18 protein-coding genes and 3 pseudogenes are annotated in these 12,312 nt (G+C 57.7%); 8 read left to right on the top strand and 13 right to left on the bottom strand.

Annotation, left to right across the window (positions count from 1 at the left end; all coding sequences use genetic code 11):
- Window positions 1-414: 414 nt before the first annotated feature.
- Window positions 415-603, bottom strand: coding sequence for a DUF3606 domain-containing protein (locus tag NKJ78_RS17615; RefSeq protein ID WP_352562521.1), 189 nt, complete (start codon window positions 601-603; stop codon window positions 415-417).
- A gap of 299 nt (window positions 604-902) precedes the next feature.
- Between NKJ78_RS17615 and NKJ78_RS17610 the strand changes: the two genes are divergently transcribed.
- The 4 genes from NKJ78_RS17610 to NKJ78_RS17595 all read left to right on the top strand — a co-directional run bounded on the left by NKJ78_RS17610 (window position 903) and on the right by NKJ78_RS17595 (window position 2,837).
- Window positions 903-1,061: a hypothetical protein gene (locus NKJ78_RS17610; protein WP_352562520.1), complete on the top strand. Its 159-nt coding sequence runs from the start codon at window positions 903-905 to the stop codon at window positions 1,059-1,061.
- A gap of 138 nt (window positions 1,062-1,199) precedes the next feature.
- A complete protein-coding gene (locus NKJ78_RS17605) occupies window positions 1,200-1,934 on the top strand; it encodes a Crp/Fnr family transcriptional regulator (RefSeq protein WP_352562519.1) in 735 nt (244 codons plus the stop codon).
- A 31-nt stretch (window positions 1,935-1,965) separates the two neighbouring features.
- Window positions 1,966-2,238: a DUF6894 family protein gene (locus NKJ78_RS17600; protein WP_352514570.1), complete on the top strand. Its 273-nt coding sequence runs from the start codon at window positions 1,966-1,968 to the stop codon at window positions 2,236-2,238.
- A 407-nt stretch (window positions 2,239-2,645) separates the two neighbouring features.
- A complete protein-coding gene (locus NKJ78_RS17595; RefSeq protein WP_023807135.1) occupies window positions 2,646-2,837 on the top strand; it encodes a hypothetical protein in 192 nt (63 codons plus the stop codon).
- 696 nt (window positions 2,838-3,533) lie between these two features.
- Here NKJ78_RS17595 and NKJ78_RS17585 read toward each other — a convergent pair.
- The 3 genes and pseudogenes from NKJ78_RS17585 to NKJ78_RS17575 form a co-directional block, all read right to left on the bottom strand.
- Window positions 3,534-3,764: pseudogene (locus NKJ78_RS17585) on the bottom strand (integrase core domain-containing protein); the annotation flags it as partial.
- Entirely contained in the window at window positions 3,734-3,916 is a 183-nt protein-coding gene (locus tag NKJ78_RS17580) for a hypothetical protein (protein WP_023806370.1), read from the bottom strand. The pseudogene NKJ78_RS17585 and the gene NKJ78_RS17580, both read right to left, overlap by 31 nt.
- 367 nt (window positions 3,917-4,283) lie before the next feature.
- On the bottom strand, window positions 4,284-5,324 hold the full coding sequence (locus NKJ78_RS17575) for an IS110 family RNA-guided transposase (RefSeq protein WP_023806369.1): 1,041 nt from the start codon (window positions 5,322-5,324) through the stop codon (window positions 4,284-4,286).
- A 126-nt stretch (window positions 5,325-5,450) separates the two neighbouring features.
- Here NKJ78_RS17575 and NKJ78_RS17570 point away from each other — a divergent pair, with 126 nt between their 5' ends.
- Complete coding sequence (locus NKJ78_RS17570) at window positions 5,451-5,792, top strand: helix-turn-helix domain-containing protein (RefSeq protein WP_081727491.1); 342 nt, start codon at window positions 5,451-5,453, stop codon at window positions 5,790-5,792.
- A 34-nt stretch (window positions 5,793-5,826) separates the two neighbouring features.
- Complete coding sequence (locus NKJ78_RS17565; RefSeq protein WP_023806368.1) at window positions 5,827-6,048, top strand: hypothetical protein; 222 nt, start codon at window positions 5,827-5,829, stop codon at window positions 6,046-6,048.
- 536 nt (window positions 6,049-6,584) lie between these two features.
- Here the strand turns inward: NKJ78_RS17565 and NKJ78_RS17560 are convergent.
- From NKJ78_RS17560 to hxsD, 3 genes are all read right to left on the bottom strand, one after another.
- Window positions 6,585-6,809 (bottom strand): hypothetical protein, encoded by a 225-nt coding sequence (locus NKJ78_RS17560; RefSeq protein ID WP_023806367.1) that lies wholly within the window; start codon window positions 6,807-6,809, stop codon window positions 6,585-6,587.
- A 100-nt stretch (window positions 6,810-6,909) separates the two neighbouring features.
- Window positions 6,910-7,131 carry a hypothetical protein gene (locus tag NKJ78_RS17555; RefSeq protein WP_352562518.1) on the bottom strand — a complete coding sequence of 74 codons (222 nt, stop codon included), beginning with the start codon at window positions 7,129-7,131 and terminating at the stop codon, window positions 6,910-6,912.
- 31 nt (window positions 7,132-7,162) lie between these two features.
- Complete coding sequence (gene hxsD / locus NKJ78_RS17550) at window positions 7,163-7,495, bottom strand: His-Xaa-Ser system protein HxsD (RefSeq protein WP_352562598.1); 333 nt, start codon at window positions 7,493-7,495, stop codon at window positions 7,163-7,165.
- Window positions 7,496-7,545: 50 nt separating this feature from the next.
- Here hxsD and NKJ78_RS17545 point away from each other — a divergent pair, with 50 nt between their 5' ends.
- On the top strand, window positions 7,546-7,878 hold the full coding sequence (locus NKJ78_RS17545; RefSeq protein WP_031198880.1) for a sunset domain-containing protein: 333 nt from the start codon (window positions 7,546-7,548) through the stop codon (window positions 7,876-7,878).
- Window positions 7,879-7,892: 14 nt separating this feature from the next.
- Here NKJ78_RS17545 and NKJ78_RS17540 read toward each other — a convergent pair whose 3' ends face one another.
- The 4 genes and pseudogenes from NKJ78_RS17540 to NKJ78_RS17525 all read right to left on the bottom strand — a co-directional run.
- Window positions 7,893-8,291 (bottom strand): PIN-like domain-containing protein, encoded by a 399-nt coding sequence (locus tag NKJ78_RS17540; RefSeq protein WP_023806363.1) that lies wholly within the window; start codon window positions 8,289-8,291, stop codon window positions 7,893-7,895.
- The gene (locus tag NKJ78_RS17535; protein ID WP_023822826.1) at window positions 8,288-8,998 is read right to left on the bottom strand and encodes a hypothetical protein; all 711 of its coding nucleotides are present in this window, start codon (window positions 8,996-8,998) and stop codon (window positions 8,288-8,290) included. Before NKJ78_RS17535 ends, NKJ78_RS17540 begins: the two co-directional genes overlap by 4 nt.
- A 110-nt stretch (window positions 8,999-9,108) precedes the next feature.
- A complete protein-coding gene (locus NKJ78_RS17530) occupies window positions 9,109-9,279 on the bottom strand; it encodes a hypothetical protein (RefSeq protein ID WP_352460860.1) in 171 nt (56 codons plus the stop codon).
- Between the two features lie 141 nt (window positions 9,280-9,420).
- A pseudogene (locus NKJ78_RS17525) lies at window positions 9,421-9,648 on the bottom strand (helix-turn-helix domain-containing protein); the annotation flags it as partial.
- Between the two features lie 525 nt (window positions 9,649-10,173).
- Here NKJ78_RS17525 and NKJ78_RS17520 point away from each other — a divergent pair.
- Window positions 10,174-10,404, top strand: coding sequence for a hypothetical protein (locus NKJ78_RS17520; protein ID WP_023806360.1), 231 nt, complete (start codon window positions 10,174-10,176; stop codon window positions 10,402-10,404).
- Between the two features lie 274 nt (window positions 10,405-10,678).
- On the opposite strand, the gene NKJ78_RS17515 is transcribed toward NKJ78_RS17520, so the two are convergent.
- Window positions 10,679-11,992, bottom strand: a complete 1,314-nt coding sequence (locus NKJ78_RS17515) for an HlyD family type I secretion periplasmic adaptor subunit (protein ID WP_023806359.1) — start codon at window positions 11,990-11,992, stop codon at window positions 10,679-10,681.
- Window positions 11,979-12,312, bottom strand: a pseudogene (locus NKJ78_RS17510) (type I secretion system permease/ATPase); the annotation flags it as partial. The gene NKJ78_RS17515 and the pseudogene NKJ78_RS17510, both read right to left, overlap by 14 nt.

Raw genomic sequence — 12,312 nt, 5'->3', positions numbered from 1 at the left:
GAGGCAATCCTTCTGGATTGCGGTCGGCCACTATCGACTGGCCGCGTTATAAGCGGTCCGCTATTCGATGAACGATGCCATTGCGGTAGGTTCGCTTTCTCCCAAAATGAGAGATCATCGAGGGAGGGGCCCACCGCGCAACTGAGATAAAACCGCGACCAGTTTGTCTTGGCCGCAGATGCGGCAACTCGGGAATTCAGTCGAACCCATACCCATACCCGGACGCCACCCATTTTGGAACCGAAGGCGCCCGGCCTTGCAAGCCTGGAAGCCGCTGAACATGAGGTCAAGGGCGCCGCTTCTAGGCGACACTGTGACTTCTCAACGTCCGATAGCGGATCATCCGCGTTCGTGGCGTGAGATGAGTCACAGTCTCTTCATTCTTCGATCTGATATCCTGGCACGTTCGTTCTGCTACCTGTTTCCAAGAAGCTTAGCCTCACGCTCCAGCGTATCGCGGTCATTGCCATGCTTCATGATGAGCTGGCGCACGTCGGGGATGCTGAGACCGAATTTGCTGGCGAGATAGCCGACCTCATACTCTTCGTCACCAGACACCCGGCTGCGATCCCGATTATCTGTTTTACTCTTGTCGTCTGGCATGATGATTCAGCTCCGTTCCGATAACCCACAACGCGAAACACGCCGTTTTGTTGCCGCCATGCCGATTCCGGAGCAGTTCTCGCTTTTCAATCGAGCTTGTGGGGGCATCTTGGCGGCGAGGAAGACCTGCCGCATGCTTCGCTGCAGGATTTCCGTGAGGATGGAAATAATTGCCCTACTTAGTATTTGACTCGCTCCTGTCCGTCCGAAAGCGTACAAGGGCCAGGTCGTCAGCTGAACAGTAATGGGCGCTGACGCTTGGGAGCGACCACTCTTGCCCTGAAGCGAGAGCAAACGCGATGACAGAAGAACGTCGTCCCGGCCTTAAACCCGAGATCGTCAGCGCGCTTGCGCTGGAAGCCGGGGCCACGGAGCAGCAGATCACCGAGATAATTTCGTTGGTCGGCTTCGATCGTTCCTCGATGTTGCGGGAAGCTCGCCTGCTTAAGAAGAGGTAAGTGAAGCACGTAATTGTCGGTTTTGTACCGAGGCGGACAGACTCTGCTGCTGGCGCTATCCCAACTGCATCGTCTGCAAATTGCCTTGGGCGCCGATGACTGAGGGACGCGTGCTCTCGCCCGTGAGGAGCGAGCGCTATGGACCTGCATCTTGATACAAACAAAAATGCGCTTCTGCGGCGCTTCGATCCTGCCGATCTGGATCGTCTCAAGCCGCATCTGCGCAACACCTTCCTCGATCTACGCACGCCGCTCGAAAATGCCGGGCAAAAAATCGAACATGTTTATTTCCCTTGCAGCGGCCTTGCCTCGGTGGTGGCTAGGAAGAACAGGGGCGCCGACGCAGAAGTCGGCATCATCGGGTTCGAAGGCATGACCGGCTCGGCTCTTGTGATGGGCGACGACCAGGCCACGCATGATTGCTTTATTCAGATGACCGGCGAGGTGTTGGTGATCGACGCCTCGCAGTTCAAAGCGGCTTTAAAGGCGAGCAACACACTTCGGCCGTTTCTGATGCGCTACGTCCACGCTTTTCATATACAATCCACCTACACCGCTCTGATCAATGCGCGATGCAAAATCGAGGATCGTTTGGCTCGATGGCTTCTGATGTGTGACGACCGTGTTGTTGGCAATAGACTTTTCATCACCCATGAATACCTGTCCGTGATGCTCGGTGTGAGGCGCCCTGGAGTCACGGTCGCAGTGCAGATGATTGAGGGGCGCGGGCTCATACAATCCCGGCGTGGTGAAGTGGTCATTCGCGACCGAAAAGGTCTGATCGATCTCGCAAACGGTAGCTATGGGGAACCGGAAGCGGAATACAGGCGGCTCGTCGGCGAAATCGAGATCCAGCCGCAGATTGTCCCTTGACGGGAACCGACGTTGACCCAGGTTTGGGCAAATGGCCCTCTATTATTTCGACCTCGATGACAATGGCTTAGTCTACCATGACGACCAGGGCACCCATTGTTCGGCCTTCGATCAAGTCAAGGAGGAAGCCGTTCGCACTCTCGTTGAAATGATCAAGGAGAGCCTGCCAGATGGCGATCACCACAGGTTGACGATCAAGGTCCGCGATGACGGAGGCGGCGTGGTCTTGCAGGTCTCGCTGAACTTTGAGGTTGAGGCAGAGCGCCGTTACGGCGGTGGCAGTTCTCCCGATTCTCACGTCTGACAGCGTCCACGCAAATCAAGCGCCGCCAGAAACGCGCGCGCCGCGGCATGGCACGCATTATGCGATGGGCCATTGGAAACGAGAGTCCATGCTTGTCGGCAAAGATCGCCACTGCATATGGATCGCCAATCTGAACCCGGATCGAGCACTCTTTGCGCCTTAAGCATTACCGCCCCTCAAACCTGTTCAAAATGGCCCGACGTGAACCCGCGCCGCTGCGGCTATGTGATATCCGCTCAGCCGACAAGCGCCGGTGACAAAGCCGACAACCGCGCGGCTAACCTTGGTAAAAAACGTACATCAAAAGTTCTCCATCGGCCTATGGTTGCAAGGGAGCTAGGTGATTTATGCGCTGCTGGCGTTTGAGAGTTCGCCAGCTCTTGCTCATCCTCGGGAGGTTTACCATCATGGGCAAGGACCGTGAATGCGGTCAGATTTCGGCCTTCGATTTCGCCATGGTGCGCCAGGCCTTTCGGCAGTCGGCAAGCGAACAAGGGATCGCAGAGGGTCGATGGCCCGATCATGCGAAGCGGCTCTTCCAACAGCTAACCGATGAAGACCCCAACGATGACATGATCGGCTACATCATCGCGCCTTAGTACTGCTCGCGCTATCGCCGCACTGGGCCGATCCCTCGATAGTCATAGACCGCAGGTGGACCTTTGTTGCGTCCCTTCGGGACGTCTACGAAGGTCCCTCTGAGCCATTTGGCTTGGCTATTTCGCAAAGTCACCACTCGGTTAACCGCCCTTGCGGCGGCTTCGAACGGCGTCAACGCTCAACTTGGTGGGTCGCCTGCAACACGTCGTCTTCGATCTCTTCCACCCGATATGAGCTCATAGCCACCCCGGCCGAAATTCTACGCAGTGATGGACGATACCCTGCGATGGCGGGACCGCGCACTTGTATGAAAGTGCTATACGAGGAACTTAGCTGGCGGCATTCGCTTATGCATTCATGAGCACACGCGGCGTCAACTTCCTCGATCGCTGGATCGGCAACAATCTCCCCGAAACGGCTAAGGTCGACGCCGTCTCGATAAGTGAGTACACACACAAATTGTATGCCGACGCTAAAGCCTTGGGTATCAAACGCGAAGAGATCGACGAAGAAGTTGACGGCATATATCGGACGCTGGTCGATGCTGGGGTCCACTTTGATGCTGGCTTAACCGAATGAGCGTTCGCGGCCTTAAGTTTCTGGACAGGTGGGTGGCCGAGCAACTGCCCATTGTGGCGCGGGGCGATCCTATCGCCGCCAGCGACTTGGCGGATCCAATTAATAATGTTTAAGGTTTGATGGGTTGGATCGAGCCTGAATCGTTCGGGCTCTTTTGTCCAGATTTTGCAGATGTATTCAAAGGGCGTGAGGCCCTTGAGGGTCTTCAGTCGACGGCCGAAATTATAGGCTAAGACGAAATCGGCGAGATGCTGGCGCAGTTGGTCATGGCTCTCGTAGTAGAAGCGTTTGACGGTCGCATCCTTGATCGTGCGGTTCATGCGTTCGACCTGGCCGTTGGTCCATGGGCTGGGTTCGGCGCCGCGAGGATCGCGGCCAGCAATTCAGCCGACGCGTCCAGACCTGCCACTGCCTTGTGCAGCGCAGTGGTCGCGGCTGCTTGGTGATCTTCTGGCTTGCCGTTGTCGTTTGCGAGATCGGCCTTCACTGGCATCTTCATGGCGCGACTATGCGCCTTGCGGGAGCGGTCTACAACCGCACGACCTTATCGAGATGCCGGCGAATACGCTGGCCTTCCGCGAAGGCTACGGCGTAGGATTCCAGTTCGAATGATCGGTTGCTCTCTTTCCCCTCCTCAACCACGCGGCCTTGGACTAATGACCTGCCTCCTGCCGGTTTCAGCGTTCTCTTCGTGGTCGAACAGTGCTCGCCACAGCATGGCATCGGACGCTGCGGCTCCCAATGTCAGCAACGCAGTCCGCTTCGGTGGAAGGGCTGCATAGCTCCTGGCGGGTTTGCCGCTGCTCGTCCCGGCAAGGGACAAGATTACCGTCGAGCGACGGATTTCTTCGGGTTCACCTCTATCTTCATGCGACGGCCCCCGCTTCTGCGGCCGACCATCGGAAGGATACGCCATCCACCCACATGCGGTGCATGACTACTGCTAGCTTTCGTGCGACGGCGATCTTTGCCTTCTTCAAGCCGCTGCGCTTGGCGATCCGGAGGCCCCAGGCTTTGAGCCCCGACCACTTCTCGACCCTCGTCAGGAGCGTGCCGGCGGCCTCAAATAAATAGGTACGGACAAGACTGTCTCCGCATTTTGAGATGCCCCTCTTGCGATCGATTTCACCCGACTGATAACATCGCGGTGTCAGGCCGAAGTACGCGCCAACGCTTCTGGATTTCGCAAACTTGGACGGATCATCGACCGCTGTCACGAACGCGAGGGCCGTGAGGACGCCCACGCCAGGAATGGCCATAAGCTGCCGGCACACAGCACTCCCTCGAGCACGGCTCATCAGTTGGCGGTCAAGCTGCCGAATCTGCTCCTTCAGGCAGGAATGGACGCACAGCATCGACCGGACGGTTTGATTGAGCATTGGGTCGCTATTGTCGCACGCCTCATCCACGAGCCGTTCGAACGGCTCGCCCGTTCGTCTTGACAGAATGACGCCAAAAGTTTTGAGAATGCCCCTGATCTGGTTGGTGACCTCTACCCGCATTCCGACGAGTTGAGCTCGTGCTCCAAGCATCGAGCGGACGGCGTGGCTGTCGAGACTCTTTACCCCGACCTCCCTATACCAGCCCGCCTTGACGATCTGAGCCAATCCATAGGCATCATTCTTGTCGGTCTTGTTTACCTGGCCACTCATGGTCGCCTGCGCATGGCGGGAATCAAGGCACAGCACCGGCAGCCCCATAGCCTTCAAGGCGTGCCAGTGCCAGGTCGACAAGGGACCGCTTTCGAGCCCTATGCGTACAACATCTGGTGCTTTGGATCTGATGTTTCCGGCTATGTCTTCTGGCGTCGATAGGCACTTTCCTTGCCAGACAAGCTTACCGTCATTGCCGATAACGCACAGGTGGGTCATCTCCTGCGAGACGTCTAACCCAACAAATTGGTCCATGTTGGCCTCCATGAGAATCACTGACGGCGAAGAATCTAGCATCGCCCGCAATTACCCCATGTCAGCATAGCGCCGGCCGCATGACGGGACGCGGGACCGACTGTCCCCGTCCGCGGGGTCCGCATCATGCATCAGGGATCGAACCCGCCCGCGGGACCGGATGCGGGCTGGGATTATGACAGCCCGGTCGCCGATCCTCTGCGATGCTCACCACCATCAGGTTCACTCAATCGAGTCCATCGTGGGGTCGCTCTGAAGCTCCGTCAACCGAAGGTTTTCCGAGAAGTGTTGTGGGAAGGTTCGACGAGGCGAGCGGCGGCTGCGCTCGGGACAAGCAAGCCAGCCGTCAGTCAACATGTGAAGCAGCTCGAGACCACGCTCGCATCACACTCTTCAAGAGATCAGCCAACCGCATCGTTCCCTTGCAGGAAGCCTTGGAACTCCTGCGAAACGTACAACTTGCTCTGACGTCTTTGATCGACTGGAAGCGTCGATCTTCGCAATGAAGAATGAGGAAAAGCAACGGATTGGGATCGCCGCGCCTTCTGTTTTCGGTTTCGTGACCTTGCCCTCTATCGAGGCGCAAGACCTGGCAGCCGAGACGATCGTCGATACCGATCCGCAGTTCGCCGCCCACGAGATGAACTTCAATGGTTGCGCTTCGCCGGCGTCGCCGGACTACTGGTGGAATTCGATTGCAACGGTCACGAGGCCGGATACGTAGCTTGCGCGCTGGGCGCCAGTCCTTTCATGGCGGCGAAGTTTTCTGTGTCGGGGCTCCCAGGCAACAACTCGGGAGCAACGAGCGAGTTGCAACCGAACCTTCCGCCGCTCGTTGACCTATGCTGGCTCGTTCCAGCATACTCCAGGCCATTGCCGCCGGCTCACGCTGGCGGGCTTTTTTGCGGCAGTCGGGAACATCCTCGCTCTGAGGCTGTTCGGTCGCACCCGGCTCTTTCTTCAGCGGTCCCGTGCCGGTGACCAAGATGGCCCCTCACTCATCGTGGTCGGCCCGCGCTCGGAAGCAAGCGCGGGCCATCCCTGCACAAGCACGGCGTCCCCAGATGTCAGCGGGCTTTTATCGTTATACTCTCATTGCTGTGTTGTCGGTGCGCTACCGCTTCTTTGAATGCACGTGCTGCTGCATCGCAAGCGACACGTGAGGAGCCGTTCACGGACAAGATGATTCCGGCTGCCTTCACTGTCAAACCGTGTTTCTCGGCGAACTCTGCGGCTGTGTACGCGCGTTGGGCTTTTTCACTACTCCGCATTTCTGACTCGATATGCCGCTTCCGCCTCGTGTAAGATCTGGCGGGTCCCTTGCAGGGTGTGGTGCATGCTCGCCAAAAGGCTAATGGCGTCGGTCGTTGGACTGCCTTCGTGATTCAGCAAACCGACGACTATATCTTGCTTGGAAACGATGCTCTGGTTGTGAGCGAGTTGCCCCGTCAAAAAAATGAGCCGGATCTCTGCCGGTGTCGGCATGGCCTTCTCCCTGGTCGGGCGAAAGCCTGATGATCGCTCCCAAGCGCCTCGTGCCTGTTTGTTTTTGGTTTTTCGAGGCGACCGCAACAGTGTGCGCTCGTTAGCGGGCAATGGCAACCGGCTGGGCAATTGAGCATCGATGGTGGGCGCGGGCCGCTTTGGATTCGTAGGCGGGGTGTGTGCTGGGAAGCTCGTGCCTGATAAATGAAGCCAGCACGGCGCGCGGCAATACCAGATATTCGCCCGCTTGGTTGGTCAGCACATACCGCTCGTCGTCCAACTGGGAAAAACGGAAGTACGCGAGCTGATATGTGTCGTCCAACGGTCGTTGGAACTCAGTTGCCGGAGCAAACTTAGTCCTCGGACTGTAGGCCCGATCTGGAAAACGCAAGCGCCAGTATCGCTTTTCTAACAGTGGCGGTTTCGGCGGCGATGCTGCTACGCAGGTCCTGATCCAAGACCTCTAGCCGCAGTCTTTCTACCGCTGCGTCGGCCGAAGTTCGCGCGGCCGCCTTGCTGAAGTTGATCGTGCATACTGCGAAGCCGCCCTCGATCGTGATCTCAACCGCAGCGTTGCCGGTTACCCGATACGCGGCGCGCTTTACACAGTCGAGGCTGAAGACTGACAGATCAAACTTGACTTGGGCAGTCTGGACGAGCTCGCTATCGCGAGAGGTGTCCGACATCAGCAATAACTGTACCCAGAGCAGTGAGACCCATGACTAGCATGGCTTGAATGGCTAGTGTGGTACGCTCGCTTTTCCGCTATCGTCTCGTCGCCGTTCTGGTGATGCTCGGGGCGACTTCCGCGGGCTATCTTGCAGTCGGCGACGATCGGCACGAGCTGCCGCGCGTTCACCATGGCGGCGATTCGTCGGCCAGCAACGCGGCTGTCCGCGAGGCGGGCTGCGGTATCAAGGGCAACATTAACGAGCGCGGCGAGCATATCTACCATATGCCGGGGCAGGAATATTACTCTGCTACGCGCGTCAACCCAGCTCGAGGAGAGCGCTGGTTCTGCTCACAATGGGAAGCGTGGTGGGCGGGCTGGCGGAAAGCGAAAGTGTAGCGAATGCCTTTAGACTACACCTTCAGTTGCTCGATGCGCGTGCTCTTTATTGGAAGTTCGAACATCGCGCCGCCCGCGACAATTTCCGATTGCTTTTCGATCGTGCTCCAAAGGGCGAGTAGCCGCTCCATCTGCTTGACGACCGGAGCCTTGTAGAGGCCCTTCGAAAGAAAAAACCCGACGAGCCGAGAGCTTCGAAATGCAGCATATTCGACCTTGTTCCGGGTAATGCGTCGATCGCCAGAAATGACGATCCAACGCCCCTCCGTGCTCAGCTGGCCGATCCAGGCCACATCTTTCACGCCGGGGCCGAACTTCTCTCTGATATGGACGATCTCATGCTCCCCGGCGAACAGGGCATTTAGCGAACGGGCGAGAGCGGGCGACAGGTTTTCGTCGACCAGGGCTTTCACGCGGCGCTCTGAAGGCTCTCTTCGAATTTCATGGCGTCTCTAACAGCGGTAGCTGAGACATCGAAAAGGCGCGCCACCTTTTCCACGGATCCTTCGGCTTCTACCGCTTGCGCAAGCGCCACGGTCGGGACGCCATATTTGGAGGCGATCGGCTGACCGAACGAACGATGGGGGTCGATCACGATGGACTGCTTGCCATTGAAGGGCCGCCAGCGCGCCACCGCGTCATTCTCGATATCCAGATCTTTGAACGTCCGCTCTATGACCTGGCGGAAAACATACTGCCGCCTCTTCAGGTCGAGTAGCTTGGTTTCACCGGAACGCTCTATTCCTTCGAGGAAGATCGTTCTGCCGTCAGTCTGGAAGCGCCTGGTTGAGAACGGGCGCTCGTCATTGACGCACTCACGTGCGTACTCGATGCAATTTCTAACCGCCAAAAGGCCGACGCCGGCCCCTGTGAATGCTTTGACAAAGCGGAGCTCGATCAGGTCACGGAATCCGATCTCGAGATGATTGTTGATGATCGGCCACTGCGATGACCATAGCGGCGCGATTCGATGCTCAACTTCTTCGCGGCGGAAGGTGTAGCCCTTCATCCACCTCGAAATATTGAGCGCAGACGTCCCTATCAGGCGCGCGGCCTCTCCGACGCTGTAGGAGCCTACCCCGAAGAATTCTGCGTCTTGAATGTTCTGGCGTACCGACATGCCGGAAGAGTTATCCACTTTCATAGACCGTGCAAGGGGTCACTTCCGCCGTCCAGCTGGCGGCAATGTATCTGTCGGTCGCATCATCAGGATCGCAGAGGACCGAGGCGTCAGTTCGTCTCGTCGACGATACTGTCATAGTCGCGGCCGATCAGTAGCAGCACGAAGCCGCAGGGCACTGTCACGCTGGTGAGGGCAATAAGGCCGAGCCATCCATAGTCCGGCTTCGCAAAATAGTAGTACCAGATAATCGCCTGCACCAGCGGAGACACGATCAACATCCAAGCACCCCATATGCCATCCGTGTTGAGCCGGATCGTTGTCGTCGCCCGATATCTGATTGCCATACGTATGCCCTCCCGTTCCCCAAAAGGCAGCTTCGCGCCGGTTTAGCGCGAACGCAAGCGCCGGCCCGGCTACGGCTTTGCGAGCCTCACGCCGGCGCCTCCTCCATTCTGCGGAATGAGCTCAACCCCGGCAGCCTCCAGAGCGGCCTGCAGGTCGACCAGCGTGCGGTCGTATGGCGTCCGCTTGCCAGCTTCGAAATTGGCAATGGTCGTCTTGGCCACCTGGGAGGCCGCTGCCAGCTGATCCTGCGACCATCCAACAAGCGCCCGGGCTGCCCGGCATTGAGATGGTGAAATTGTCATTTTAATTAAACCTTACATTAAAAGTGCCGACTGTACGATACGTGCAGCCTTATACCATTAGTGCAACGTTATCGCAAATGCAGACCCAAATGCCTAACGCCGGCGAAGCTATGGCCGCTGCTTTCCCTTGGAAGATTTTCCCGCGGCGCCCTGCTCGGTGCCATCGCCTCTATTCCGGCCATAAGAGGCGCTGCCGGGGCGCATGTCTCGCCGCAACCGGCGCCTCTGCCCTCCCAGGAGGAACTGCTGCAAGCCTACAGTGAGATGGCTGTTCTTCGAACGTCTGCTGCTTATGCGCGACATCTACCCTGGCGAGCGCAACCCCTACCGCCTAACAGCCCTCGTGCCCTGCAACACTCTTGCGGCGCATTACCATTTCCCGCTACGATGACCGAGAGTTGTAGCCCGACATGGGAAACGGTGCCCTCGCAAGCCACGCGTGCGCTGCTCGTCTTGCAGACCGTCGGCGTTGACTTCAGGCCGCTGAGTGAACGGCAATGATCTTTCGTTCAGAAGGAAACTGCCATGCGAACGACCGAAGGTGATCGACCGCCTTCCGGCTGGTTTGTGGTCGACGTTATGCGCCGCGAAACCCGGAAGTGGGACTGGACGGCGCTTATGACCGATACGCATCCTGACGACGATCTAGAAGCTCGGATCTTTGCGAAGCAGTGCTGGGTCCGCATTCCCGGTAAGCACCGAAACCGAGATGGGGCTTGGGATATGTTCGAGGCGATGTCAGCCACGCGGCACTGACTGACTTTCATTCCGCAGAAGAGAAACGAACAGCCCGCTGCCGCTGGTGGCGGGTTTTTCATGTCGCGTTTCACCAGCCGCGCACCAGTAAAAACCGTTGACTCAGTTGCAACATGAAACGCTGACATTTCTGCATTTGAGGGTACGTTAAGATGTTGAATTCACTGCAGAAAGAAGTTGTGCCCAGAGGCAAGTGAGAAAATATGTGTGCCTTCAGGTCTCACCACGCTCAAAGAAACCAACAGAAATACAACGATATATTCTGTGGGTTATTTCATTCCTCCCGGAATGTCCGACTGATTTGGTCCGACAGCGGCTTCACGAAATAGGAAAGCGCCGTACGCTCGCCCGTCTCGACCATCGCTTCGGCCGGCATACCGGGCACGAGTGTCAGCCCCTTGAGCTTCGTCAGTTCCGCCTGCGGAACCGACAGGCGCACCAGGTAGTACGAAATGCCGTTTTTTTCATCCGTCGCCAGATCGGCTGCGATCCGGCTGACATATCCGTTCAATATCGGCGTGGTTCTCAGATTGAAGGCTGACATCCGCAGCACGGCCTTGTGACCAAGCTGGATTTGGTCGATGTCCTTCGGGGTGATTCGTACTTCAAGCGCAAGATCGTCGCCTTCCGGCACGATTAGCATGATCGGATCGGCGGGCGTAATCACTCCGCCGACCGTATGAACTGCGAGTTGTTGAATGGCGCCTGACTGCGGCGCGACGATATCGATCCGCCGCAGTTCCTGTTCAACCGCCACCTTGCGCTCAACATACTCCCCGATCTGCGCCTGAACCTCTCTGAGCTCCTGGCCGACTTCCGACTTGAAATCCTGATCGATCTGCGGGATCTGCAGGCGCGTTTCGGCTATGCGGGCTGCCGTCTGTGCCTGATCTGCGATCTTCTCACCGCGTTCGCCGCCGAAAGTGGCAACCTGGATCTTCAGGCTGTTCAACCGTTGGTCCGAGACAATGCCTTGCTTGCGCAGCCCACTTAGAACAGCAATTTCCTTTTGGAGAACCTCGATCATTTTTTCATAGGCAATTTCCTGCGCCTTGAGTCCTTCGATCTCGTGGTGATATTGAGTAATGCGTTCCGCCAATTGCGCCTGCTTCCCGTTGCGGGATTGCCTGCGGAATTCGAACAGCAGCGTCTCGCTATCTATTGCCGAAGCTACGTCCGGAACATCTCTTCGGGCGAGTAGCCAGTCCGGGAAGGCGATTTCCGCGAGATCGTCACGCTCAGCATCGAGTCGTGCCAGGTAGGCGGCCAGCTCATCGAGCCGCTTGGTGACTATGGCGAGATTGGCGCGCGTCTGGGTGGCATCGAGCCGCATGAGGATGTCGCCGGCTTTTACTTTATCCCCTTCGCGCACCAGGATTTCTCCGACCACCCCGCCAGTCGGGTGCTGCACCTTCTTGACATAGGAAACGACGACAAAGTGTCCGGACGCTACAACCGCACCGGAGAGATTCGTGAAGGTCGCCCAGGCTCCGGCTCCTCCCACAAAGATCACGCTCGCCAGAAGGCCCGCCACCAGGTGCCGGCGAATGGAGCTTGAAACGTCATTGTTCTGATCAATGCCGGACACCGGTATCCTCCATGTCAGCGCGCTCTGCCACGTGATCCTGTGTAGACTCGATGGCCTTCAGGACTTTGGAACGCGCACCGAATGCTCGCTGCCGTCCACCTTCCATCACCAACACCAAATCGACGGCGCGGATGACGCTCGGCTGATGGCAGACGACAACCGCAATGCCCTTGCGCTCGCGCACGGAGGCGATCGCCTTAGCGACTGCAGCTTCGCCTTCCGCATCGAGATGGGTATTGGGTTCATCCAGCACAACAAGGAAAGGGTCTCGATAAAGGGCACGGGCAAGACCGATAAGCTGGCGCTGCCCGGCGGAAAGT

This window comes from Mesorhizobium sp. M0037 (assembly GCF_040323635.1).
In the GTDB taxonomy this organism is placed as follows: domain Bacteria; phylum Pseudomonadota; class Alphaproteobacteria; order Rhizobiales; family Rhizobiaceae; genus Mesorhizobium.
Note: the sequence above shows the minus strand (reverse complement) of the source record. Positions and strands in the feature narration are given on the sequence as shown.